At 60.5% G+C, this 23,277-nt stretch carries 33 protein-coding genes and 1 pseudogene; 22 read left to right on the top strand and 12 right to left on the bottom strand.

The genetic code is table 11. The annotated features are described in order from the left end of the window. Positions 1-14: 14 nt before the first annotated feature. The 5 genes from deoA to PG887_RS05445 form a co-directional block, all read right to left on the bottom strand. Positions 15-1,346 carry a thymidine phosphorylase gene (gene deoA, locus PG887_RS05465; protein WP_039039947.1) on the bottom strand — a complete coding sequence of 444 codons (1,332 nt, stop codon included), beginning with the start codon at positions 1,344-1,346 and terminating at the stop codon, positions 15-17. 82 nt (positions 1,347-1,428) lie between these two features. After that, entirely contained in the window at positions 1,429-2,202 is a 774-nt protein-coding gene (gene deoC, locus PG887_RS05460) for a deoxyribose-phosphate aldolase (RefSeq protein WP_039039946.1), read from the bottom strand. Positions 2,203-2,589: 387 nt separating this feature from the next. Further along, entirely contained in the window at positions 2,590-2,760 is a 171-nt protein-coding gene (locus PG887_RS05455) for a XapX domain-containing protein (RefSeq protein ID WP_010673027.1), read from the bottom strand. Positions 2,761-2,883: 123 nt separating this feature from the next. Beyond that, positions 2,884-4,158 (bottom strand): NupC/NupG family nucleoside CNT transporter, encoded by a 1,275-nt coding sequence (locus PG887_RS05450; protein ID WP_010673026.1) that lies wholly within the window; start codon positions 4,156-4,158, stop codon positions 2,884-2,886. A 213-nt stretch (positions 4,159-4,371) separates the two neighbouring features. Continuing rightward, the gene (locus tag PG887_RS05445; RefSeq protein ID WP_104455217.1) at positions 4,372-5,160 is read right to left on the bottom strand and encodes a TatD family hydrolase; all 789 of its coding nucleotides are present in this window, start codon (positions 5,158-5,160) and stop codon (positions 4,372-4,374) included. A 40-nt stretch (positions 5,161-5,200) separates the two neighbouring features. Here PG887_RS05445 and tppF point away from each other — a divergent pair. Then, positions 5,201-5,815 (top strand): annotated as a pseudogene (gene tppF / locus PG887_RS05440) (type IVa pilus pseudopilin TppF). Here tppF and PG887_RS05435 read toward each other — a convergent pair. The 4 genes from PG887_RS05435 to amt form a co-directional block, all read right to left on the bottom strand. Continuing rightward, entirely contained in the window at positions 5,784-5,954 is a 171-nt protein-coding gene (locus tag PG887_RS05435; RefSeq protein ID WP_164882078.1) for a DUF5363 family protein, read from the bottom strand. The pseudogene tppF and the gene PG887_RS05435 overlap by 32 nt on opposite strands. 81 nt (positions 5,955-6,035) lie before the next feature. Beyond that, positions 6,036-6,545 carry a GNAT family N-acetyltransferase gene (locus PG887_RS05430; protein ID WP_199769718.1) on the bottom strand — a complete coding sequence of 170 codons (510 nt, stop codon included), beginning with the start codon at positions 6,543-6,545 and terminating at the stop codon, positions 6,036-6,038. Between the two features lie 112 nt (positions 6,546-6,657). Further along, the gene (rlmD, locus tag PG887_RS05425) at positions 6,658-8,010 is read right to left on the bottom strand and encodes a 23S rRNA (uracil(1939)-C(5))-methyltransferase RlmD (protein ID WP_104455215.1); all 1,353 of its coding nucleotides are present in this window, start codon (positions 8,008-8,010) and stop codon (positions 6,658-6,660) included. A gap of 231 nt (positions 8,011-8,241) precedes the next feature. Next, entirely contained in the window at positions 8,242-9,669 is a 1,428-nt protein-coding gene (gene amt, locus PG887_RS05420) for an ammonium transporter (protein WP_270821303.1), read from the bottom strand. Between the two features lie 533 nt (positions 9,670-10,202). Here amt and PG887_RS05415 point away from each other — a divergent pair. Continuing rightward, positions 10,203-10,571: a VOC family protein gene (locus PG887_RS05415; protein WP_104455214.1), complete on the top strand. Its 369-nt coding sequence runs from the start codon at positions 10,203-10,205 to the stop codon at positions 10,569-10,571. Between the two features lie 299 nt (positions 10,572-10,870). Here the strand turns inward: PG887_RS05415 and PG887_RS05410 are convergent, their stop codons facing one another. After that, the gene (locus tag PG887_RS05410) at positions 10,871-11,923 is read right to left on the bottom strand and encodes a site-specific integrase (protein WP_270821302.1); all 1,053 of its coding nucleotides are present in this window, start codon (positions 11,921-11,923) and stop codon (positions 10,871-10,873) included. A gap of 241 nt (positions 11,924-12,164) precedes the next feature. Here PG887_RS05410 and PG887_RS05405 point away from each other — a divergent pair, with 241 nt between their 5' ends. The 3 genes from PG887_RS05405 to PG887_RS05395 are packed head-to-tail and all read left to right on the top strand — an operon-like array spanning position 12,165 to position 14,441. Next, positions 12,165-12,956, top strand: a complete 792-nt coding sequence (locus PG887_RS05405; RefSeq protein WP_201969705.1) for a TIGR04255 family protein — start codon at positions 12,165-12,167, stop codon at positions 12,954-12,956. A 10-nt stretch (positions 12,957-12,966) separates the two neighbouring features. Continuing rightward, positions 12,967-13,608, top strand: coding sequence for a hypothetical protein (locus tag PG887_RS05400; RefSeq protein WP_270821301.1), 642 nt, complete (start codon positions 12,967-12,969; stop codon positions 13,606-13,608). Next, complete coding sequence (locus tag PG887_RS05395; RefSeq protein WP_270821300.1) at positions 13,605-14,441, top strand: hypothetical protein; 837 nt, start codon at positions 13,605-13,607, stop codon at positions 14,439-14,441. Before PG887_RS05400 ends, PG887_RS05395 begins: the two co-directional genes overlap by 4 nt. 133 nt (positions 14,442-14,574) lie before the next feature. Here the strand turns inward: PG887_RS05395 and PG887_RS05390 are convergent, their stop codons facing one another. After that, on the bottom strand, positions 14,575-14,796 hold the full coding sequence (locus tag PG887_RS05390; protein WP_270821299.1) for a hypothetical protein: 222 nt from the start codon (positions 14,794-14,796) through the stop codon (positions 14,575-14,577). Between the two features lie 74 nt (positions 14,797-14,870). On the opposite strand from PG887_RS05390, the gene PG887_RS05385 reads away from it, so the two are divergent. Beyond that, a complete protein-coding gene (locus tag PG887_RS05385; RefSeq protein WP_270821298.1) occupies positions 14,871-15,074 on the top strand; it encodes a hypothetical protein in 204 nt (67 codons plus the stop codon). A gap of 165 nt (positions 15,075-15,239) precedes the next feature. Here PG887_RS05385 and PG887_RS05380 read toward each other — a convergent pair whose 3' ends face one another. Beyond that, positions 15,240-15,923 (bottom strand): LexA family protein, encoded by a 684-nt coding sequence (locus tag PG887_RS05380; protein ID WP_270821316.1) that lies wholly within the window; start codon positions 15,921-15,923, stop codon positions 15,240-15,242. Positions 15,924-16,033: 110 nt separating this feature from the next. On the opposite strand from PG887_RS05380, the gene PG887_RS22660 reads away from it, so the two are divergent. From PG887_RS22660 to PG887_RS05300, 16 genes are all read left to right on the top strand, one after another. Then, positions 16,034-16,330, top strand: a complete 297-nt coding sequence (locus PG887_RS22660; RefSeq protein ID WP_333563757.1) for a Cro/CI family transcriptional regulator — start codon at positions 16,034-16,036, stop codon at positions 16,328-16,330. 5 nt (positions 16,331-16,335) lie between these two features. Beyond that, on the top strand, positions 16,336-16,623 hold the full coding sequence (locus PG887_RS05370) for a hypothetical protein (RefSeq protein ID WP_244057266.1): 288 nt from the start codon (positions 16,336-16,338) through the stop codon (positions 16,621-16,623). 28 nt (positions 16,624-16,651) lie between these two features. After that, the gene (locus tag PG887_RS05365; RefSeq protein WP_244057264.1) at positions 16,652-17,167 is read left to right on the top strand and encodes a phage regulatory CII family protein; all 516 of its coding nucleotides are present in this window, start codon (positions 16,652-16,654) and stop codon (positions 17,165-17,167) included. Positions 17,168-17,175: 8 nt separating this feature from the next. Beyond that, entirely contained in the window at positions 17,176-17,523 is a 348-nt protein-coding gene (locus tag PG887_RS05360) for an ogr/Delta-like zinc finger family protein (protein WP_270821297.1), read from the top strand. A gap of 24 nt (positions 17,524-17,547) precedes the next feature. Next, positions 17,548-18,006 carry a hypothetical protein gene (locus PG887_RS05355; RefSeq protein WP_270821296.1) on the top strand — a complete coding sequence of 153 codons (459 nt, stop codon included), beginning with the start codon at positions 17,548-17,550 and terminating at the stop codon, positions 18,004-18,006. A 61-nt stretch (positions 18,007-18,067) separates the two neighbouring features. Beyond that, positions 18,068-18,244 (top strand): hypothetical protein, encoded by a 177-nt coding sequence (locus PG887_RS05350; RefSeq protein WP_223933176.1) that lies wholly within the window; start codon positions 18,068-18,070, stop codon positions 18,242-18,244. A gap of 2 nt (positions 18,245-18,246) precedes the next feature. Then, on the top strand, positions 18,247-18,420 hold the full coding sequence (locus tag PG887_RS05345; protein WP_216993518.1) for a hypothetical protein: 174 nt from the start codon (positions 18,247-18,249) through the stop codon (positions 18,418-18,420). Continuing rightward, on the top strand, positions 18,417-18,608 hold the full coding sequence (locus PG887_RS05340; protein WP_270821295.1) for a hypothetical protein: 192 nt from the start codon (positions 18,417-18,419) through the stop codon (positions 18,606-18,608). The genes PG887_RS05345 and PG887_RS05340 overlap by 4 nt, the downstream gene beginning before the upstream one ends. Then, positions 18,605-18,814, top strand: coding sequence for a hypothetical protein (locus PG887_RS05335; protein ID WP_270821294.1), 210 nt, complete (start codon positions 18,605-18,607; stop codon positions 18,812-18,814). The genes PG887_RS05340 and PG887_RS05335 overlap by 4 nt, the downstream gene beginning before the upstream one ends. After that, on the top strand, positions 18,811-19,338 hold the full coding sequence (locus PG887_RS05330; protein WP_270821293.1) for a hypothetical protein: 528 nt from the start codon (positions 18,811-18,813) through the stop codon (positions 19,336-19,338). Before PG887_RS05335 ends, PG887_RS05330 begins: the two co-directional genes overlap by 4 nt. Next, complete coding sequence (locus tag PG887_RS05325; RefSeq protein ID WP_270821292.1) at positions 19,335-19,649, top strand: hypothetical protein; 315 nt, start codon at positions 19,335-19,337, stop codon at positions 19,647-19,649. Before PG887_RS05330 ends, PG887_RS05325 begins: the two co-directional genes overlap by 4 nt. Further along, positions 19,646-19,903 carry a hypothetical protein gene (locus tag PG887_RS05320; RefSeq protein WP_270821291.1) on the top strand — a complete coding sequence of 86 codons (258 nt, stop codon included), beginning with the start codon at positions 19,646-19,648 and terminating at the stop codon, positions 19,901-19,903. The genes PG887_RS05325 and PG887_RS05320 overlap by 4 nt, the downstream gene beginning before the upstream one ends. Then, complete coding sequence (locus PG887_RS05315; protein ID WP_442866332.1) at positions 19,900-22,236, top strand: replication endonuclease; 2,337 nt, start codon at positions 19,900-19,902, stop codon at positions 22,234-22,236. Before PG887_RS05320 ends, PG887_RS05315 begins: the two co-directional genes overlap by 4 nt. After that, positions 22,233-22,436 carry a hypothetical protein gene (locus PG887_RS05310; protein ID WP_270821290.1) on the top strand — a complete coding sequence of 68 codons (204 nt, stop codon included), beginning with the start codon at positions 22,233-22,235 and terminating at the stop codon, positions 22,434-22,436. Before PG887_RS05315 ends, PG887_RS05310 begins: the two co-directional genes overlap by 4 nt. Next, positions 22,429-22,932 carry a hypothetical protein gene (locus tag PG887_RS05305; RefSeq protein ID WP_270821289.1) on the top strand — a complete coding sequence of 168 codons (504 nt, stop codon included), beginning with the start codon at positions 22,429-22,431 and terminating at the stop codon, positions 22,930-22,932. The genes PG887_RS05310 and PG887_RS05305 overlap by 8 nt, the downstream gene beginning before the upstream one ends. Then, complete coding sequence (locus PG887_RS05300) at positions 22,929-23,261, top strand: hypothetical protein (protein ID WP_270821288.1); 333 nt, start codon at positions 22,929-22,931, stop codon at positions 23,259-23,261. The genes PG887_RS05305 and PG887_RS05300 overlap by 4 nt, the downstream gene beginning before the upstream one ends. Positions 23,262-23,277: the final 16 nt, after the last annotated feature.

Here is a 23,277-nt window from a genome sequence, read left to right as displayed (position 1 = left end):
GGGACTTCCCCTTGTTACAAATCAGCCAGACCGATGCGACGGTAAACCTCGGGCAGCGCCTCTGGTCGGGTGTCGCCGATCTTCACGGCAGCCTGCACCATGCGGGCAGCCTCGGCAAATTGAGCTTCTGTCTGAGCGTGGATCAGGGCGAGCGGCTTGTCAGCATCGACGCTCTGACCCAGGCGGATAAAGTCGGTCAGACCGACCGCATAATCGAGTTTGTCGGCGGCGGCGCGGCGACCGCCCCCCATGGCGACCACCGCCAGGCCCAGTTCACGGGTATCCATCGCGGTGACGAATCCGCTGTGGGCCGCGTAGACGGGGCGCACGATGGCGGCTTTGGGCAGGTAGGCGTCGTAGCGCTCCATGAAGTCGGCGGGACCACCGAGGCCGGTCACCATGCGCCCGAAGATCTCGGCTGCCTTGCCGTTGTCCAGCACCGCTTGCAGCTTGGTGCGGGCATCGCCGTCATCGCTGGCAAGACCGGCGGAGATCAGCATCTCGGCGCACAGGGCCATGGTCACTTCGTGGATGCGCGGGTTGCGATACTCACCGGTCAGGTAGCGCACCGCTTCGCGCACTTCCACGGCGTTGCCGGCGCTGGAGGCCAGCACCTGGTTCATGTCGGTCAGGAGTGCAGAGGTGCGGCAGCCGGCCCCGTTGGCCACGGCGACGATGCTCCTGGCAAGCTCTTCAGAGGCTTCAAAGGTCGGCATGAAGGCGCCGGAGCCCACCTTCACGTCCATCACCAGGGCTTCCAGCCCGGAGGCAAGCTTCTTGGAGAGGATGGAGCCGGTGATCATGGCAATGGACTCGACGGTGGCGGTGATATCCCGTACCGCATAGATACGCTTGTCCGCCGGGGCGAGATCGCCGGTCTGGCCGATGATGGCGACACCAGCCTCTTTCACCACTTTCAGGAAGCGGTCGTTGTCGACCGAGGTCTGGTAGCCGGGAATGGCGTCCAGCTTGTCGAGGGTACCGCCGGTGTGACCGAGACCACGGCCGGAGATCATGGGCACGAAACCGCCGCACGCAGCGACCATGGGGCCCAGCATCAGGGAAACCACGTCACCCACGCCGCCGGTGGAGTGCTTGTCGACGATGGGGCCGCCCAGGTTGAGGTGGTCCCAGGTCAATACCATGCCGGAGTCGCGCATGGCGCAGGTCAGGGCGACCCGCTCATCCATGGTCATGTCCTTGAAGTAGACCGCCATGGCCAGGGCCGCGATCTGCCCCTCGCCGATGGTGTTGTTGGTAATGCCCTGGACGAAGAATTGAATCTCTTGAGTACTGAGCGCTTCACCGTTGCGCTTCTTGCGAATAATTTCTTGAGGCAAAAACATCTTTCATTCCCTCCGTGCATCACGCACGAACATAGACCGAACCAGATCCGGAAGGGGGCGGCGCACCGCCCCCTGCCGCCGCTTAGTAACCGCTGGTATTGGCAGGCTTGTCGCCATGCCCCAGGGTCGCCAGCAGGCTGGCCAGCAGGCTGGAGGCGCCGAAGCGGAAGGTGCGGGCGGATACCCAGTCCTTGCCCAGGATCTCTTCGGCCATGGCCAGGTACTGACCCGCCACGGCGGCGTCTTTCACGCCACCGGCCGGCTTGAAGCCCACTTTCGGGTTCTTGGCCTTGATCACTTCCATCATGATGCGGGCCGCTTCCGGGGTCGCATTGACCGGCACCTTGCCGGTGGAGGTCTTGATGAAATCGGCACCGGCGTCGATGGAGATCTCGGAGGCGCGACGGATCAGCGCCTCTTCCTTCAACTCGCCGGTCTCGATGATCACTTTCAGCAGTACCTTGGCGCCGCAGGCTTCCTTACATGCTTTGACCAGATCGAAGCCGACCTGTTCATTGCCGGCCATGAAGGCGCGGTACGGGAAGACCACGTCCACCTCGTCGGCACCGTAGGCCACGGCGGCACGGGTCTCGGCCACGGCGATCTCGATGTCGTCGTTGCCGTGGGGGAAGTTGGTCACGGTCGCGATGCGCACGTCGGCGGCGCCGATGTCACGCAGGGTCTTGCGCGCGATGGGGATGAAACGGGGGTAGATGCAGACGGCGGCGGTCAGGCCGGCCGGAGACTTGGCCTTGTGGCACAGGTCGATCACCTTCTGATCGGTGTCGTCATCGTTCAGGGTGGTCAGGTCCATCAGGTTCAGGGCGCGTTGGGCGGCCACTTTCAGATCAGTCATGCTATGTCTCCAAAGTCTTGTTAAGCCCCATCACCCGCGATCGGCTTCACCGAACACCAAGGGTCGGCAGAGACGTTCCCGGAGCAACGGGATATGGAATTGCAGCGCAAATGCACAGGCAATACGGCTGCAAATAAGGCAAGAGCCCTGTCACTTTCTTACAAAAGTGCGGACTTGGTTCCATGAAGACTTGAGAAAGGCCGACTACGCAGACCCGACTTCCCAATCAATTCCATTTGACCGCCAACACCCGGATTCACCGGGCATTAGTCAATGCCAGCACCCTGCTGGCATCGCCTATTTCAGCCGAGATACCCCGTGTTTGCAAGCCGGATTTGCCAATTTCAGAGGTACCTCACACCCGGCAAATCCAGCGCTGGAAGGCGCTTAAGAGAAGAAGCGGGTCAGGATCCAGGAGTAGGCAATGCCCCCCAGATAGACCCCCACGATCCCCATGACGCCGGAGAGGACGGGCGGCGCCGGTATCGGCAACTTGAGGAAAGAAAACAACACCCCAACGATAAAGCCGGCCGCCATAGCCAGTAGCACTTCATTCATAGAACCTCCGATTTGACTCACTTTATTATTAGTCTTGACAGGAAAACGGTTGTCACCACCCCAAACGAGAACGCCACAGCAAATCGCTGTGGCGTTCGTCTTTATCCTGTCAGTCAGGCGATGTTACATGCCGGACAGCGCCAGGAAGAAGCCTGCGATGGTCGCAGACATCAGGTTGGACAGGGAACCTGCCAGCACGGCCTTCAGACCGAACTTGGCGATGGTGCCGCGACGGTTCGGTGCCATGGAGCCCAGACCACCCAGCAGGATGGCGACGGAGGACAGGTTGGCGAAGCCGCACAGGGCGAAGGAGATGATCGCCTTGGTGTGCTCGGACATGGCCACACCGTTGATCAGCACTTCATCCTTCAGGTAGGGAGCGAAGTTCAGGTAGGCCACGAACTCGTTGACCACCAGCTTCTGACCGATGAAGGAACCGGCCACGACCGCTTCGCTCCAGGGCACGCCGATCAGGAAGGCCAGCGGGGAGAACAGCCAGCCCAGCAGCAGCTCCAGGGAGAGTTGCGGGTAACCGAACCAGCCGCCCACACCGGAGAAGATGCCGTTGATCATGGCGATGAGGCCGATGAAGGCCAGCAGCATGGCACCCACGTTCAGGGCCAGTTGCAGACCGGCGGAGGCACCGGCGGCAGCGGCGTCGATCACGTTGGCCGGCTTGTCGTCCAGCTCACCTTCTGCGGTGTTCTCGTCGTAGCTCGGGGTCTCGGTTTCCGGTACCAGCAGCTTGGCGAACAGCAGACCACCCGGGGCAGCCATGAAGGAGGCGGCGATCAGGTATTCCATCTTGACGCCCATGGAGGCGTAACCGGCCAGCACGGAGCCGGCAACGGAAGCCAGACCACCACACATGACGGCAAACAGCTCGGAGTCGGTCATCTTGGAGATGAAGGGACGTACCACCAGCGGGGCTTCGGTCTGACCGACGAAGATGTTGGCAGTGGCGGAGAGGGATTCGGTACGGGAGGTGCCCAGCACCTTCTGCAGACCGCCGCCCAGCAGCTTGATCACCCACTGCATGATGCCGAGGTAGTAGAGTACCGCGATCAGGGAAGAGAAGAAGATGATGACGGGCAGGACGCGGAAGGCGAAGACGAAGCCACCGCCACCGAATACTTCGAACATCTTGTTGCCAACCAGACCACCGAACAGGAATTCGATGCCGTTCTGGCCATAACCGATGACGCTGGAGACGGCGTCGGACACGCCCACCAGGATGTCACGACCGACCGGCACGTAGAGCACGAAGGCCCCCAGACCGGCCTGGATGGCAAAGGCGCCACCTACGGTACGAATTTTGATTGCCTTGCGGTTGCTGGAGAACAGCACCGCAATAAGGATGAGCGTCGCCATCCCTACCAGACCCATTATCAGATTCATTATTAACACTTCCTCTTTAGTAGCACCTGCCAGCTTGTTAACGATTTGTGTATTGAAGCCGCTAATCAAGGGTGCGCATTATACTAATTACGGTGCGACAAAATAGAATACTGGTCACATTTTATAAGCCACAAACGGCCTGAACATCGTTTAATTAGACCGCAAACGATTTTTATGGGCCCTATTTTTTATCACTCGGTCATCATTTGATGATCAAATGTTAATTTCATGATTTCCCGGGGGGAACAGCCGCCGGGTGGAGTCATGTAACACCGAAATAACATCCTCCAGCGATTGCTGCCGCAATTGTGCCAACAAGCGGGCTATGGTCGGCAGGCTGGCCGGCGTGTTCACCTCCCCCTGCTGGCCCTGCAGCGGCATGTCGGGAGCGTCGGTTTCCAGCAGCAAGGCCTCCAGCGGCATCTGGCGTATCGCCTCCCGGGTCTTGTTGGCCCGCTCATAGCTGATGACCCCCCCGATCCCCAGCCTGAAACCCAGTTGCCAGAACACCTCCGCCTGATGCAGGGAGCCGCTGAAGGCATGAATGACCCCCCCTTGTGGCGGAGTGAAGCGCCGCAGGATCTTGGCGACCGTGTCGTTGGCACGCACCGAGTGGACGATGAGGGGCAGCGCATGCGCCATGGCCAGCCGCACCTGCGCCTCGAACATCTCGACCTGCCCCCCCTGCGGCACATGGGAGCGCAGATCCAGCCCGCACTCCCCCACGGCCACCAGCCCACGGGGCCGACTCGCCAGCAGGGTCTCCAGCCGGGTCAGTGCATCCCGGGGCTGCTTGCCCACATACCAGGGATGGATCCCCAGGCCATAGCGGATGTCGTCGTGGCGCTCGGCCAGCGCCATCACCCGCCCCCAGTTTTCCTCTCCCACGGCGGGGATGATATACTCGCCCACCCCCAGCTGGCGCCACCGGGTCAGCAGCGCCTCCCTATCGGCGTCAAAGACCGGAAAATCGAGGTGGCAGTGGGTGTCTATCAATTCCATGTCGCGCTTACCTGTCTGTCGTACTCAATGGGTTCATTCCATGCCAACACACGTTTCCCGAGGCTTTACCCTGATAGAACTGGTGCTGGTCATCATCGTGCTGGGGATCCTGGCCGTGACCGCCCAGCCCCGCTTCATCAACATCCAGGACGACGGGCTCAAGAGCAGCGTCTCGGCCACGGCGGGCAGCTTTGCCAGTGCCGCCCGGCTCGCCCACGCCGGCTGGGCGGTCAAGGTGAAGGGGGAGCCCCTGGCACTCTACAACTTTAGCGGCATGGGCAGGCAGGATCTCGACATCAACAGCCATGGCTGGCCGGTTGGCACCAAGGAGGACTAGGGAGGTCAGGGGCCCGATACCGTCTTCCCCGGTGGCGACAGCGATCAGATCTCCGTCAGCAGCCGGGACGACTGCGAGAGCCTGTTTGGCGCCCTGCTCGATACCGATCTGACGGTGGCCGATGAGTTGCACCAGGATTCGGACAGTGACTACATCTCCCGGCTCATCCCGGCAGACGCTCAGGCTGACGGCGCCCTTCGTCACGACAACTGCCGCTATACCCTGCGCAGCTCCGTGGGCCGCTTCCCGGCATACCCCGACGGGCTCTCGTTCGACTACAACAGCGTCACTGGCGCCGTGACCCGCCAGTTCCAGTGAGGTCGTCGCCCTTCTCCGGGCGCTTCTCGTCTTCATCATGGCGTACCGGCGCGCAGCAGCGCCGGTTCTCCGGTGTGAGTCCCCACTCCTGGCACCAGGCATCGTAGCGAGCCAGCCAACGCAGCAATATCCCCTTCATGGGCGCCTCCTTGTCTTGATGGTTTCCCCACAAGCCTGCCCCAATCCAGCGCCCCAGACCAGCATCTCGGGGCCAGCGGCGTCATGGCCTGTCCAGCGGCAGCAGCAGCCCCATGGAAATCTCGTCCACATAGCCCTCGTCCAGCCGATAGGCCTGCCGTCTCACCCCTTCCTCCACGAACCCGCACTTGCGATACAAGGCGTGGGCCACCTCGTTGTGGGCCATCACTCCCAGCTCCAGCCGGTGGATACCGAGATCCCTCGCGGTCGCGATCAGGGTACGCAGCAACCGTTCCCCCCATCCCTGCCCGCGCGCCCCCGAACGCAGCCCCATCACCACCAGGGCGCAGTGGCGGTTGCGTGCCAGGCCGCCACCAAGGAGCGCGGCAAACCCTTGCACCTCCCCCGCCAGCTCCAGCAGCCACATGGCCTGATTGGGGGCCGCGGCCATGGCCTCGAGCCGCCTGCGCTGCCCCTCGATGTCCGAGGGGCGCTCTCCCGCTTCATACAGCATGAAGCGGGTCTCCCTGTCCAGTTGCCCGAAGAAGCTGTCCAGCGCCGCCGCATCCTCCACCCCTGCCATACGAATCATCACGCCGACCTCCCTGCCTGGTGGTTCTGCCGACCACGACCATAAAAAAAACGACTCCCTCAGGAGTCGTTTTTATCAGAGCAATCTGGCTAACGCCACGCCCTCGGCCCGATCAGGCTTTCGCTGGCAGGCTCAGGCGAGCAACGGCTTCCACGTGCATGGAGTGCGGGAACATGTCCACCGGCTGCACCTCGTCCAGCACGAAGCCCTGCTTGACCAGCCAGGCGAGATCACGGGCCAGGGTCTGGGGGTTGCAGGAGACATAGACCAGACGGCGCGGCGCCATGGCCACCAGGGTCTGCAATACCGCCTTGTCACAGCCCTTGCGGGGCGGATCCATCACCACCACGTCGGCACTCACCCCGTCGGCATGCAGGGCAGGCATCAGCTGCTCCGCCTTGCCCACGTGGAACTCGGTCTGCTCGATGCCGTTGAGGGCCGCATTGCGACGGGCGTCGCTGATGGCGCTCTCCACCGACTCGATCCCCACCACCTTGGCGGCCTTGCCTGCCAGGAACAGGGAGATGGTGCCGATGCCGCAATAGATGTCGAACACCGTCTCGCTGCCGGTCAGCTCGCAATACTCCAGCGCCTTGGAGTAGAGCACGTCGGTCTGGCTCGGGTTGTTCTGGAAGAAGGAGAGGGGCGAGATCTCGAATTCGAGCTCGTGGATCTTGTCGCGGATCACCCCGCTGCCCAGCAGCACCCGGTTCTTGTCACCCAGGATGCGGTTGGTGCGCGCCTCGTTGATGTTCTGCACCAGAGTAGTGACCGGCAGATCCGCCAGGGCCACCAGCAGCTCGGCTTCGAACGGCAGCGCTTCGCCCAGGGTCACCAGCACCACCATCAGCTCGCCGCTCTTGAAGCCCTTGCGGGTCATCAGGTTGCGCACGCAGCCGGTGTGGGCCACCTCGTCATAGGCCGCGATGTCGTGCTCGCGCATCCAGTTGCGTACCCGGGCATTGAGCTCCACGTGCAGGGAGTCCTGCACCGCGCAGTCATCGGCGGTGATGAGGTCATGGGAGTGCTTGCGGTAGAAGCCGATCTCGGCGCCCGCCTCGCTGCCACGCACCGCGTACTGGGCCTTGTTGCGGTAGGCAAACGGCGTCTCCATGCCGAGGATGGGGTTGACCACGGCCTCACCCAGCCCGACCTGCTCCAGTGCGCTCTGCACCAGGCTCTGCTTGAGGGCAAGCTGGGCCGGATAGGCCAGCGGGCGCACCTGGCAGCCACCACATTCGGTGTTGGGGCAAAAATCGGCCACCCGATCGGCAGAGGGCTGGGTCAACTCGACCAGCTTGCCGTGCAGGTAGTTCGGTTTGACCTCGGTCAACTCGACCAGCGCCTGCTCACCGGGCAGCAGACCCTCGACAAACAGGGGGCGATCGAACAGGCGACCCTTGCCATCCCCCTTGTCGGTCAGTTCCAGAATATCGATCTGATGTTGGTGTCCCACTAACGGCATGAGCGGCTCCGAAGGCATGAAAGAGAGGGTGACGACGGGGCAGACCCGGCGACCCCGAATAAAGGGTGGCAGAGTTTAGCGGAGATCCGCCCAAAATGCAGGCATAAAAGACCCTGCAAACACAAATAGCGACCCCGGCCACCAGCGGCCCGGTCCGGGCAGCCTAGCCAGCCCGCCCCAATAAAAAAACCGCCGGACGGGGCCGGCGGTATGACATTCATGGCAGCAGGATCAATGGCTGTAGGCTTTCTCGCCGTGGCTGGTCACGTCCAACCCTTCGCGCTCGGCATCTTCCTTCACCCGCAGACCGATCAGCAGGTCCACCAGCTTGTAGGCCACGGCCGAGACCAGGGCGGTCCAGACCACTGTCACCCCCACGCCGATGACCTGTACCTTGACCTGGGCCAGGATGGAGTATCCCTCGGCCACCTGGTTGGTCACATAGTCCCACACCCCGGTGCCGCCCAGATCCGGGCTGGCGAACACCCCGGTCAGCACGGCACCCAGGATCCCGCACACCCCGTGCAGGCCGAACACGTCCAGGCTGTCATCGGCCCCCAGCAGACGCTTGAGACCGTGCACGCCCCACAGACCGGCCACACCGCTGAGCAGGCCGATGATGAGGGCCCCCCCCACACCGACGAAACCGGCGGCAGGGGTGATGGCGACCAGGCCCGCCACCGCACCGGAGACAGCGCCAAGCAGGGAGGGACGGCCCTTCATCGCCCACTCGGCGAAGGTCCAGGAGAGGGCGGCAGCGGCCGGTGCGATCCAGGTGTTGGCGAAGGCCAGGGCCGCCGTGCCGTTGGCTTCGAGGGAGGAGCCGGCGTTGAAGCCGAACCAGCCGAACCACAGCAGGGCGGCCCCGATCATGGTCATGGTCAGGCTGTGGGGGGTCATGGGGTCACGGCCATAGCCAACCCGTTTGCCCACCATGAAGGCCCCAACCAGACCGGCCACCGCGGCGTTGATGTGCACCACGGTGCCGCCGGCGAAGTCCAGAGCGCCGTGCTGGAACAGATAGCCTGCGGTGGCACCGGCCGCTTCGGCGGCGGCCGCATCCGTGTAGGCATCCGGACCCGCCCAGTACCACACCATGTGCGCCATCGGGATATAGGCGAAGGTGAACCAGATCACCGCGAACAGCAGCACCGCCGAGAACTTCATCCGCTCGGCAAAGCCGCCGACGATGAGCCCGCAGGTGATGGCGGCAAAGGCACCCTGGAACACCACGTAGATGAACTCGCTGATCCCGACCCCCTTGCTGAAGGTGGCGGCGATGGAATCCGGCGTCACCCCCATCAACAGCACCTTGTCGAAGGAGCCGTAGAAGGCGCCGCCCTCGGTGAAGGCCAGGGAGTAGCCGTAGACCACCCAGAGGACGGTGATGAGGCAGAACAGGGTGAACACCTGCATCAGCACGCTCAGCATGTTCTTGGCGCGCACCAGGCCGCCGTAGAAGAGGGCGAGGCCCGGCACGGACATCAGGATCACCAGGGCCGCCGCCACCATCAGCCAGGTATTGTCCCCCTTGTTGATGGTCACGGTCACGGCCGCCTGTACCACATCGGCCTGCGCGGCCACCTCTTCGGCCCAGCCCGGGGCGGCCATGGTGGCGGCCAGCGCCAGCAGGCCAGTCATTACGAGTCTCTTGAACATACAGCCCTCTCCTTGTCGTCCCGGCATCCGGGTCCATTTCCTGATATGCATTTCCAACCTGGCCACCTGCCCACCGCACCTGTGTGGCTCACGGAGACATCATGGCGACATGACATGGGGAAAGCATAAAGCAGGCCAAGAAAAATAATCCTTTTATTTCATTGATTTATGTTTTTATCACATTCAACACGCACCATCTTGGCGCACGATGCCCGGTTACAGGGGGAAAATCGCACTTTGGCTGTGCATTGCCGGGAAAATGCACCAGGATGACCCAATCGCCTCACAATGACAGGGCGAACCCGTGGTGATGTCACCCTGGCAGGCTTATCTATCCCGCTAAGGTATTTATGAAATAAATGAAATGGGCCATACCATGGTGAAATCAAATGAGGCTGACGGCCAATATCCCCCCACCCGAGGGGCACAAGCACGATAAGAGTGCAAACTCGTGCCATTCGTCTGGCTTGCCCCGAAATGCCCGGTCATACTGGCAAGCCATCTTCCCCTGTTCCCAGCGCCGCGAGGAGCCCATGCCCAATCTCAACGTGACCGAAATCAAGGCCTTCGTGCCTGCCCGGGATTTCACGCTGTCAAAGCAGTTCTATCAGGATCTCGGCTTTACCCTGGCCTCCGATGGCGACGGCGTGGCCTATTTTCATCTCGGCAACGCAAGCTTCCTGCTGCAGGATGGCAACCCCCCGGGGCTGGCCGAGCAGCTCATGATGCACCTCCTGGTGGAGGACGTGGCCGCCTGGCGGGCCCAAGTGGAGGCGAGCCAGATCGCCGCCCGCTACGGCGTCCGGGTCACGGAGCTCGTCACCCAGCCGTGGCGCATGAAGGAATTCTGTCTGTACGATCCCGCCGGCGTGCTGTGGCGCATCGCACAGAACATCGACTGAGGGGATGGCAGTCCGAGAGGCTGATGGCCTGAGAGCCTGTGGGTCTGAAGGTCTGAAGGTCTGAAGGTCTGAAGGTCTGAAGGTCTGAAGGTCTGAAGGTCTGAGGGTACACCTCTTCGCACCGCCCGGAAAAACAAAAGGCCATCCGCGAGGATGGCCTTTTGTCATGGAATCTGATGGTGCCCGGGGTCGGACTCGAACCGACACGTATTGCTACGGCGGATTTTGAAACCATCGCAAGCCGCAGTGAATCAATGGGTTGCCGTGTTTTCGCGGGTTTGCTTGGGGATGGGTGGGGGTTATTGGGTGTCGCTGGTGAGCGCTGCCGCCACTTTGCCGCCATTTTTCATCGCGGTGATCGGGTTAAGTTTGACCGCATCTTCGAGGTGGTCCGGAGCGAAGTGGGCATAGCGCATGGTCATCTTGATGTCGGTGTGGCCTAGGATGCGCTGCAGCACCAGGATGTTGCCGCCGCCCATCATGAAGTGACTGGCAAAGCTGTGTCGCAGCACGTGGGTTCGCTGGCCGGCCGGCAGAGTGATCCCCGCGCGGCGCAGCGCCTTCTCGAACTCGGCGTAGCAATCACCGAACAGGCGGCCGGTGCGCTTGGGCAGCAAGGCCAACAGCCAACCGGCCACCGGCACTGTGCGGTTCTTCTTGCCCTTGGTGCGGGTGAAGGTCAGCCGGCCGATGCCGACCTGTGAACGGGTCAGTTTTTCAATCTCGGACCAACGCGCTCCGGTCGAGAGGCACAGCATCACGATCAGCCACAAGTCGTTCAGCCCCGCGCACGCTGCCAGCAGCTGCTCGATTTCATCCTGATTGAGGAACGCCAGCTCGGATTCCTGCACCTTGTACTGGCGCAGCACCTCCAGCGGGTTGCCGTAGGCCCACTCCCCTAGGCGCCCGAGCTCATTGAACACCGCCTGCAGGTAGAGCAGTTCGCGGTTAATGGTGGTCGGGGAAACCTGTTTGCGCTGACCGGGCACATAAAGCTCGCCGGCCAGTCGCCGCTCACGGTAGGCCGCAAACTGCTGAGCGGTGAACTCGGTGGCCTGGGGGTTGCCCAGCGCCTCCGCCAGCCAGATCAACTTGTCGCGGCGCCGATCGCCATCGGTCAGGGTCTGGCCGTGGCGGCCATACCAGAGCACCACCAGGTCGCTCAGCCGCCGTTCATCCCCATTCACCGCCTCTGGTTGCTGCCAGGGCTGGACCAGCATGTGTTTCTCCCACGCCAAGGCTTCGCCCTTGGTGGCAAAGCGCTTGCGTTTGCGGGGGCCATCACGGCCTTGGGGATAGACCTCGGCAAGCCAGGGCTTGGGCTTGCCATCATCGAGTTTGCGGACTGTCATTAAGTGATAAACCTACCAACGTGTTGCTTGTAAAACTCTAAAAAAATCAGACTCATGAGTTAGCAAAGGAACTGACTGAGATACCGGCTGAACTACCGACAATACAACTGACACTGGTCTTTTATACAGCAAAAGTAAGGGGGGAGAGGTACCGGTCAAAAAGTCAAATGCTGTGGATAATGTGTCAACCAAAGTGTAAAGTTAAGATACTATCATTTAAACAACGTCGCTGGTCTCTATCATGGGTATCAAACTACGCAACGCACCGGTCTACTACACGCTTGCCCAAGTGCAATTCAATCCGATCTTAAATCTGGACGCCTACATCCCTGGCATTCAGGCAGAGATGCGTATGGCAGGCTTCCCTGATTTTAGAACTGAAATCCAACAGCAGGTGGCCTTGCCCTTCGGTGGCATTGTAAACGGCCAGATGGTCAGCCCGCCTGTTACCCAGCAGTCACGCTACATGTTCGGCGATATTGAAGCCAAAACACATTTTATCGTTGATAACAATGGACTGATTCTGCAAAGCACCGAATACGACACATTCGAAACATTTTCTGCGCGTTTTTTGCAAGGGTTGGGCATTTTGCATAACTTTTTGCAGCTCAGTTTTGTGGAACGGATTGGCCTTCGTTATCTGGATGCCGTCTTACCTAGGGATGGCGAAAGCTTAAAGGAATACCTCGTCCCGGAGGTGTTGGGCCTTTCAATGCGTGAAGAAGGCACTTTGATGCAATCTTTTAGTGAGACAGGTCTAAACACTCCAGCCGGCCAACTTATCGCACGCGCAATCATCCTTGATGGGGTAGTGGGTTTGCCTATGGAACTAACTGCCTTTGCCCCAAAACTAGCCCCTCGGTTTACAGCGAGATCTGGACTGCACGCCATCGTAGATACAGACTGCTTTATCGTTCAGAGGGAACAATTCAGTATTGCCAATATTGCAACTAGATTGACCGACCTACATTCAGAGATTTACAAAGCATTCCGCGCCACGGTTAGTGATTTCGCCATAGACGTATGGAAATAAGGAGCACTACATGACTCTCGCTTTGGGCTATTCAAATAGTCATAGGGGCTGGGGACAAATGCCGTTAGCAACTGGCGTTTTGCTAGGCCTAGCGATAATTTCTGCTGCGGACGGAAGCCATGCATACGGGACAGGTGCGGATGTTGTTCACCACCAATTCCCCCAACACAACTCGCTCAGGGCTTACGCGTCAGAAAAAAAGAAGGTTAATACGGATGTAGCACGTTCGCCGAGTGATGATCTTGTACTCGTCAGAACTATATTGAAGCCTGCTGTATCCGACCTTGCCACGGCCCTCAGTGTGTCTCGGCAAACAGTTTACAACTGGCTCAATGGTGATGCGGTCACACAAGATAATGCCATCCGCAAGTTACGAGATCTGGCACTCGCAGCAGAAGAGCTGGAGCAAGCTGGTGTCACGATCAATGCAGCCCTGTTGAAGCGAAAGTTTTTCCATGGCAAGACTCTGATGCAGGTGGTTCAAGCAGGTGAATCCGTCAGTGATGCGGCTCACTTGATGGTGCATATTCACCAGAGAGAGGCGGCTCAAAGGGAACGAATTACAGCACAATTCGCCCATCGGAAGAACACTCCTGCAACTGCCGATTTCGACCTTCCAGAGGCGAATGATCTGTCTGAGGACAATGCATGACAGAGTGGTTGCGTAACAGCCCATGGCGCCAGGGGCATCTGTTGGAAAGTGCTGTTGCTCAAGAATTGGGGCTTGTTCATTCTGACGGGTCTGATCGCACTCTGGTCGTGGTCATCAGTCAAGATTGCGATATAGCGCAGGATCCAAACGCTGAGCCGATGATTGAAATCGTGATTGGTCGAGTCATTGGTGATGATGTTGAAAAGGGAAACAACACCAACGCAAAGAATGCGAGAAAGCTCTATATCAGCTTCGAGCAGGAAGGGGGGCTCGTTTGGGGGGAATTTTTGGCAACAGCCAAGACAGTTGTCGATAAGTTAACCCTGAACAAGTTTGCACCACGCCAAGGGATTCATCTCACATCGGAAAACATGACAATACTCCAGACTTGGCTGGCCAGTCGCTACCGCCGTTCTGCATTTCCGGATGAGTTTGAAGCACGTTTAAAAGGCGCTGGGTTAGACAAAAAGATCTCCAAGATAGCAAAGCCCCATGGCGAGCTAATTTTGGGGGTCTTATTCGACGTGGACTCAGGTGAAGACATCGAACATAATGGTGCAGATGACCCTTACACCCTCGACATCATGATTTTACATCGTGCCGATCCTGATTTTGTTATGGCAGAAGCTGCTGCAATAGATGTCAGGGATAAGATAAAGGCTGCATTTGAAGCCAGATTTAAGGTCGGCCATCAGTGGCATAGCATCGAATTATGCTCATGCGAGGAAGCATCGGAGTCGGTAGCCTCTTTCCAGAGAGTAAGGCAACTCAAGAAGTGGAATCTGGATAGCCTCAGCTTGGGTGCGGACCCACAACAACCTCTGGTTGAATAACGTGGTTTCTTCCCTCCATACCTCTCAAGAACAGCACAAACCGAACACACAAAACTGTCCAAGCAAAACAGGGCGATACTGCGCCCTGTTCTTTAATCGTTTCCTGATGTTCCGGTGTTCACCCATCGCACAGCTATGCCTGATGCACTAAGCCATATTCAGCGACAAGCGCTTCCCATTGCTCTCCGTCCATCTCATCGCCCATCGCGGATAAGTCATCCTTGCTGGCTTCATCAATCACATTGACGAGATAGAAGTCATCACCGTCTTCAGCAAAGACATCCTCAACCACCAACCTCATGCCTTCGACGTTCTTGGTAGAAAGATACAACCCGGTCTTCGGTACACTTTTCATCGGTTTGCTCCTGAGTGAGAAGTACAGCCAATCAGCCGCCTCGTTTGACAATGCGGCAAGTTCGACCATCGTCGATGCGCAGTCTGTCGCAGAATGCTGTGGGTTATCCCTTGCTTCTGCGGGTGCTGGTGTCGCTGCGCTTTCGAGTCGTGGAGGAATATTTGCGAGAACCAGAAGAGTTGCTTATCCCTACGGCGCTCGACCCGCTTGCGCTGCATATCTTCTTGCTGGCGCTGTATGAGCCATCGTTACAGACAAACCGCTCTCCATCACAGTGAGAGATCCCGCCCTTGTTACCCGAGCAGGGTTTCCTCCCTTTGGCGAAGGTGGGAGAGGCGCTGAACATCGCTAAGGTGCAGACCATCGCGATGATGATTTTTATAGGTTTGCGCATGTCGCTATCCATTCCATGGGTCAGGAAAAAACAAGGGCGCACCAGCGCCCTATCGTTTTCTGAAAATACGGTGTTCTACCATCACGCCGATGATCTCGATGTGCTGCCGGTCGGAGTGCATGGGCGGGTAATCGTCGTTGAGGGGGACCAGTTCAAAGACCTCTTGCCCACTCTCATCAATGCCACGGGGCCGGTACTTCTTGAAGGTGGCCTCTTCGCTACCGTTCTTGGCGACCACGAAATCCCCCGGGCGTGGCTGTTCGTCAGGGTCCACGATCACCAGGTCCCCCTCATTGAATTGCGGGGTCATCGAGTTGCCACGCAGCCAAAGGCCAAAGCCACGGGGACCGATGTCCACACTGGCCGTCACATACTCCACGTTGCCATCAAAACCCGTGGCCTGTTCGCAGATCTCCCGCCAGTTGCCGGCCTGCACATAGCTGAGGATGGGGACCCGAACCCCTTGTGGGATGTCGGCGGGCTCGACGTTGCGATAGCCAGGGGGAGAAGGCTCCATCACGCCAGCGGCCCCGTCCTCTTTGCCGGTCAGCAGCCAATCAACAGACACGCCGAGCGCAGCCGCTAAATCATTGAGATAGCGGCCTTTGGGCTGGTTCAATCCTGATTCCCATTTACCAACAGACACCCGGGTTATACCGATGCGGCTGGCCAACTCATGCTGAGAGAGCTTGAGGTGTTTTCTTCTGGATAGGATTCGATCGTTTATGGTCATGTAACCGAAGTTACCACAAGAAAATGACACTAAAGGGTCTTTTATCGCTTGCAGCATGACGACACCTAGGTTACCTTTGCCCCATTAAAGGAACCTTAGGTAACCTCAAAATGAATAAGAGCGACGTTTTAAGTTACTTCGGTGGCACGGCTGCCACAGCAAAAGCCTTAGGGATCTCGCATGTGGCGGTCAGCAAGTGGGGCGACACCATCCCCCAGGGCCGCGCCTACCAGATCGAGGTGTTGACCGGCGGCGCGCTGAAAGCAGACCCCGCTCCCACATCTGGCCAGCCGCGCCCATCTCAGCGCGTCGCGCCGGGCACCCCGCTGGAGGCGATCCCCAGCGTCCAGCGGGCGACGGCCGCCGCCAAGGCTGACCCCACCAACGCACAACCTGGTAAGGCGTAACCACCATGCCACCTCGTCATATCAACCCAGCGGCCAGGCCGACACCGGCCCCCGCCGTCAGCGCGATCACCCTGGTGCTATCGGCAGACATCCCACCACTGATGCCCATCGCCAGGTTTGCCGCGTGGATCGGGGTTTCTACCGATACCGCCCGTGGCTGGGTCAAAGCCGGCAAGCTCGAGATCATGGAGAAAGAACTCCCGAATGAGCTGTCGATGGTCAAGGTGCATGTGTTTATCGCCAAGCAGATGGCGGGGTCGGTGTTGGCACCCCAGTTCAAACACGCGGGTTAACCATATCGTCCTTTGGAGGGAAATCAGAGTGTCAAACCAGTCCTGTATTTCACACAACCACTTTGCGGCGGCCTGCGACACCTTCAAGGGTATGCACAACATCAGCGAACTGGAACGCGAGCTCGGCATGCCGAGCCGTGTGCTGCACAACAAGTTCAATCCGGCCAGCGAGAAACACAAGCTCACCGCCCTCGACCTCATCGCCCTTTATCGCGCCACCGGGGACGACACCCTGTTTGACGGCCTGCTGTTTGACTGCGGTCTGACCGCCACCAAGCTGCCCGCCGCCGCCGCGCCAACCCCCGAGGCCCGCGCCCAGCAGGCGCTCAATGCAGGGGCCCAGATCCTGGGGGTCACCGCGCAAGCCACCACCCTGCTGAGCGGCCCTCGCGTTACCAAGGCCCATCGCAATGCGGTCATCAGCGGGATCTGGGCGGGCATCGAGCACCTGGTGCTGATTGCCACCGAGGTGGAAGACAAATTCCACGCCGTACCCAGCCTTGCCTGCGCCGCCGACATGGCCCGCGTGGCGATGGGCGCATAGGAGACCCCATGTCCAAGTTTTTCCCCTGCCCTCACTGTGGGTCTTACAGCACCGTCAGAACCTCACAGCGCATGAGCGATCTCACCGTGCAGGCGCGCTATCGCTGCAGCAACGATTTCTGTGGGTACGTCTTCCAGGTGTTGTCCACGGTGACCGGTTACTACGTGCCCAGCGCCCTGCCCAACCCCGCCGTTCTGGTGCCACGGCTCAAGGGGAGCCGCAGCCCACAAGAGGAGCCGGCCAGCACAGCCACCCCGCCCCTGCCCACCAAGCCGCGCCCGTTCCGCGCCATTGAGGAACTCAAGCAGGCACAGGCCGGGGCCACAGACGCAATCACTGAACAGGAAGGGGCCTAGGCCCCCTACAGCAAGGAGAACCCCATGCAAACGCAACGCATCGACCATGAACAGCGCAACCTGGCGGGGCTGACCCCCGACGAGCAGGTGGCCATGAACACCGCCGGCTGCCAGATCCTGCGGGAGATGTTCGGCAAAACGCGATCCAGTCTGGACACCGACTGGCTGGCCCTGAGCCAGGCCAAGAAAGCGGCCATCTGTGCCATTGCCCGCCAGCCAAGAGGCGAGCTGATGACGGCCAGCTTGTCAGCCCTGCCCCACGCACGACGTGAGGCGGTAAGGATGGCAGTGATCGCGCTGGAGTATCAGGGGGAGTTTCGCGGCGGCTGTGACACCAAGGTGTGGCACCCGGCGCCAGTGACCAGACCCATCGGGGATATCGAGAGAGAGAAGAAGGAACGTGCCGCCAAGCTGCGCATGAAACGCGCCGTGCTGGCGGGCAGTGAGATGTGCCAGTCAGGCCCCAGGGCCATCGGGCAATAAAAAACCCGCTATCGGTGCGCCAACACCAGCGGGCTTTCCATCGTCAACAAGGAAAATCGACATGCCAACTTTAGCCATTCGTGACCAATTGCGCAACCTGCGCCTGCAAAACCGCAAGCTGGCCTGCCGTGGTCAGCGTTACCGCACCAGCCCAGACCTGATCCATGCAGTAGAGCGCCCTGCCGCCATGGCGTGGCGTGCGGTCTGGTCGTGCGTCAACCGCCGTGGGGGGATCTGATCATGGCCGCCGTTATCACTCGTCACACCGAACCGACCATCAAGGCGGCATCCGCCTATCTGGTCAGCCGCGGTTACATCAACTGCGGCACCACCTGGCTGCGCGGCCGGAACGGCTACGCCCGCATGGAGCGCCTGACCTCTGGCGCCATCCGCATCATCGAGGGGGTGGCATGAACAAGCTGTTACACCCCATCTCCCGGCAGGCAGCCCTGGCCGACTTGGCCGATCTGCCGCACCGCATCAGGGCGAAGACCTACACCACCCGACGCGGACCAGAGGGCCGTAATCTGCGCGAGCAGGCCCGCCAGCAACTGCGCTGGCACCAGCTATTCCACACCATGAACCGGAGGGCCCTGGCATGAGCATCGACGCCATTCATATCGCCAAGCGGGCAGAGCAGGCCGTGCTGCCCCTGCTGACCGAACTGCTGGCCACCGGCGAGCAGGAAAACCGCATCGCCCTGGGCGAGCTCTACGCCGGGGATGAGTACATCCAGGTGCAACTGGTCGTGACCAGCCGACCTGCGGATCTGCTCGATGATGACTCTGTGATGGGGGATGAGGCATGAGCCAAGACCTGATGTTCCTTCGCTTGTTCAACGAGTTCGCCGCAGCCAACCCACAGGCTGCGGATGAATGGCTGTTCGTAGAGGGAAGAAGCAGCTTTACCTGGAGTGTCGATGAAGTGCGGATGGTGTTCCAGCCGCAAGACGAGGCCGACCAGGCGCCGGTTGATGACCTGCCGTTTATGGATGACCCGTTCTTCATTGGCGCTGATATGGCCTCTGGCCCCGATGCCTCCGTGATGCAAACCATCAAGGTGCCGAGCCGACCTAATCGCCTGAGCTTGATCCGCATCAGCTTCTTTGTGATGTGTCAGGACTGCCTACGCCTCTCGCTCTACTCCAGAGAGAAACACGGTGAGCAGGAGTTCTGCCAGTGCGGAGGCCAGTGGTGTGGCTGCGAAAGCTGCAACGAACAAGCACTCATGCTGCTGAGCGGCGAGCGTGATCAAAACAAGCTGGGCCTGCAAGTGCCCATCTCAAGCTGGTCACCGGTGAACGGATGCGTGGTGGTAGGGGGTGCAGCATGACAGACCTGTTTGAACTGGAGGCACCGCTGGATGAGCAGGGCCCCACAGAGGCGGGCCCCGCCCATATGCAGCCACCGGCGCCGGTCAGCCCGCTGACCAAGCACTGGGAGGCGGCACAGGAGGAATTCAACACCTCGGGCTGCGACGCCAAGCGCAACCGCAATATCACCCAGGAGCTGCTGGCCCTGGGCGCCGTCCGCGCCGTGTACTGGCTGGCGCTGGGTGGCGGTGAGGTGGCGCTGGCCAGAGAGATAGCCGAATGGTGGGAAGAGTGTGAGCCACTCCACGGACTGGGGGAGACTATCAAATGAGCCACCGCCTGATCACAGACCTGCAAACCCGCGTCGATAGATGGTTCGACACCATGATGGGCGACGAGGCCCGCCTGCGCAGCTACCAGCGCGACCTGCTGGCAATGCGTCGGCTATCCCCTCGCCCACGCTGCACGGTCTCCCTGACCCTGCGCCAGTGTGCCGCAGCCAGAAAGATGGCGGGGCATGCCCGCCATGCGCTGGCCTCCTGCCGGAACAACATCAAAGAGCTGTCGGGTAACAATCACCAATGACCAACCAACAAAAAACAGGGCCAGCCGCCGAGGCTGGCCATCTTGGTTTTGCCATCAGCCGCCTGCCGACGCCAAAACGCAACCAGCTGCCGCTATCCAAGAAGACCCTCAAGGCCCGTATCGATGCCCTCGCCAATGCCATGCCGGGCACAAAGCTGGAGGCCGCCTTTGTCGGTGCCCCTGGTGAATCCGATCTGGTCTGGGCGGTGCAGCTGCTCGATGGCCTCTCCATGCAGTTCACCCAGGTGCTGTTCAAGCAGTACGTGCGCCGCCGCAAAGATGGCACCACCCGCAACTGCCGCAGCGCAAACATCTGGCTGCGGGAACGGGTGAAGTGGGTCAGGTCTCTGGTGATAGCGCTGCCAGTCGATGCTCAGCACCTGCGCGACGACGAAGGCCGCCGGCGAGTGGCCCACCAGTTCGCCAATATGACAGCCGCCATCTGGAAAAACATTGAACAGAACAGCACCGCCGGTGAACTGGATCTGATGGCGACATGGGACGCCATCAAGCAGCCAGCAGACCAGTGGGGATTCATCGGCAAGATGCCGGACTTCAAAACCAAAGAGGCGAGGGATAACTGGATCCTGAGCGTCATGGTGCGCCTGCTCTCCGCCAAGTGGTGGGAGAGGCGCGTGAACCGCTGCTGGGATCGGCTGCAAGAGCACATCGCCATCCTGCTGGGCAAGGTACGCAAAGGCGTCTCCGCCTACGTCTCGAACGCCACCATGAAGGTGGTGCGCGAGCGCAAGCAGGCCATGATGCGCTGGTTGGCTGAGTCGGAAGTGATGAACGGCCAGCATGACCTGGTGATCTCGATGAAGGATTGCTGGGAGGCCAGCATCTCCAACCCGGTCAACCGCCGCAACGAGATGATGACCCGCATGCGGGGGTTCGAGGACTACGCAGAGCAACAGGGCCATGTGGGGGTGTTCTTCACCTGGACGGCCCCCAGCCGATTTCACGCCTGGAAGACCGGCCGCAACGGCAAGACCATCGAGAACGACAAGTACCAGGGCGCCACCCCACGCGAAACCTGCGCCTATCTGGCCAAGCTCTGGAGCCTGACCCGCGCCTCACTCAAGCGCAATGATTCACCTGTCTACGGCTTTCGGGTGTGCGAGCCACACCATGACGGCACCCCGCACTGGCACATGCTGCTGTTTATGCGCCCGAGCGATCGCAACAAGGTGATCAGCACCCTGCAACACTACGCGCTGACAGACGACAAGGACGAGCTGGTGCGGGTACCCATGGCTGCCCCCACCTTTACCGATATCACGCCACGGTTCGACTGGAAGATGATCGACCCAGCCAAGGGCGATGCAACCGGCTATCTCGCCAAGTACATCGCCAAGAACATCGATGGCGCCTATGTCGGTGACGACGAAGAGGCTAACACCCCAGCAGACCAGGGCGCTCTGCATGCGTGCGCTTGGGCCAGTTGGTGGGGGATCCGCACCTTCCAGCAGATCGGTGGCGCACCGGTCGGGGTCTGGCGCGAGCTGCGCCGTATCAGCAACGCCAAGAAGAATGGCGAACTCGTGGGGCCACCCAAGCCGGTGTTGCAAGACCCACGCTTTGAGGCCGCCCGCTATGCCGCTGATAACGCCATCTTTCGTTGCTACCTGGAAGCCATGGGTGGCGCACTGGCTACCCGTGCCGAGCACCCCATCAAGCTGGCCCACCTCATCGAGGAGCAGGCCAACAGATACGGCGAAGACATCAAGCGCCTGATGGGGTTGCACACAGCCCGCCTGGGTATCAAGACCCGCCTGCAAGGGTGGGAAGTGGTGCCAGCAGGCACCTATGAGGCCGCCAAGGCCGCCAGAGTTTCGGCTGGGGGTGTTGGGGTTAAGACGGGCGACAGCCCGGCACCTTGGAGCTCTGACAATAACTGTACGCAGCCGGATCCTGAGGCGTTCGCGGATCAGTTGATGGCAGAGCAATGGGGTTTATCTCCCTTCTCCATCGGGCGTTTACGGGCAGGCGCCAGCGTCAGCGCGGACGGCTTCACCCTCTGGCTGGAGAACGGCCAGGTGCAGTCGAGCCGGGCGATCCCGAGCGAGCCGGATTGGCAACCAGAAGGCCAACTGCCAGCCGAGCAGGGCCAGCCGGATGAGTACGCGGTACCGGAAGGCGATCAGGACTGGCCGACGCTGGTTGAGCTCTGCGGCAAGGTCTACCAGGCGCAGGGCCATACCGGTACCCGCAACTGGATAGAGATGCTGCCGGAGCCTTACCGCAGTGAGATGTGGCGGGTGCTGGAACGGCTGGACGTGCCGGAGTGGATGCAGGAACAGGACGACTACAGCGAGGAGTGGGAAGCATGACCGCGACAAAGTACGAAAAAGGGGTGATGACCCTAACTAGGGTTCAGGCACTGATCTGGCTAAAGAAGAATGACCCGGAATATGACTGGGTGGGGCAGGGATTGTCGAGGGAAGAGTTGGTTGCCGTCATTCGTGACAACCTCCAAAACTTCGGGGAAAAGAATCAGGCCCCTGGTTTAAGGGCGGTCGAGTATGCATAACCATCGCCAAGACCCTAGCGCCAAGGCCGTCAGCCGCGAAGAGTACCGCCGCCTGGATAATCGGGTGACCTGCATTCTCCAGCAGCGCTGGCCAGCCAACGAGATCAGCCAGTGGGTGGGGATGCTCAAGGGCAAACAGCAGGCTGTGGCCTGTGCCATTCTGCGCCGCCGCCACCCTCGCCCCGTATCGCTGGCCCTGCCAGCCATCGCCACCGAGGTACCGACCCCGTATCAGGTCAGAGCCAACCGCCCCACCGTGCCGGTGCTCTCTGCTGATGGCCAGTACGTTGGCAAGCGCCACGTGGTAGAGGGTCGCACTCCGGTCGCCATCGACCAGAGCGGTACCATCCGCTGCGCCAGAACGGCCCGCACACTCTGGATAGCCCCGGGCAGCAGCATAGATCGCGCCAACCCGGGCGCAGCCGCACAGCTCAATCCAACCTACCAGCCAGCACTGCACCAAGTAGTGGCTGACCATCGCAAGGAGACAGCATGAACCCAGCCACCAAACGCAAGCAGGACCAACGGGCCAGGCGGGCTGCGCTCGGTATCAAGCGGGTGGAGGTGGCACTTTCCACCCGTGAGCGCGAACAACTGGAGACATTGCGCCGGGCCAGAGCCGGATCCGGTGAACCTTACAGTGCCGACGAGTACATCAGCACCTTACTGCGCCGCGACTGGGAATGGTGGCAGCAGCAACAAGCAGAGCTGGCCGCACAAGCCTGCCAGCACTGCGGCAACCCTCTCCCAGGCGGCTGCGGCGGCACCTTCAAGGGCGAGGCTGCCTGCTGGCACACAACTGGGGAGAAAATCTTAGCGCTGTGACCGGTCACAGTGCCAA

This window comes from Aeromonas sp. QDB14, from assembly GCF_027707845.1.
In the GTDB taxonomy this organism is placed as follows: Bacteria; Pseudomonadota; Gammaproteobacteria; order Enterobacterales; family Aeromonadaceae; genus Aeromonas; species Aeromonas caviae.
The sequence above is the reverse complement of the archived record's forward strand: the minus strand, read 5'-3'. Positions and strand labels throughout refer to the sequence as shown.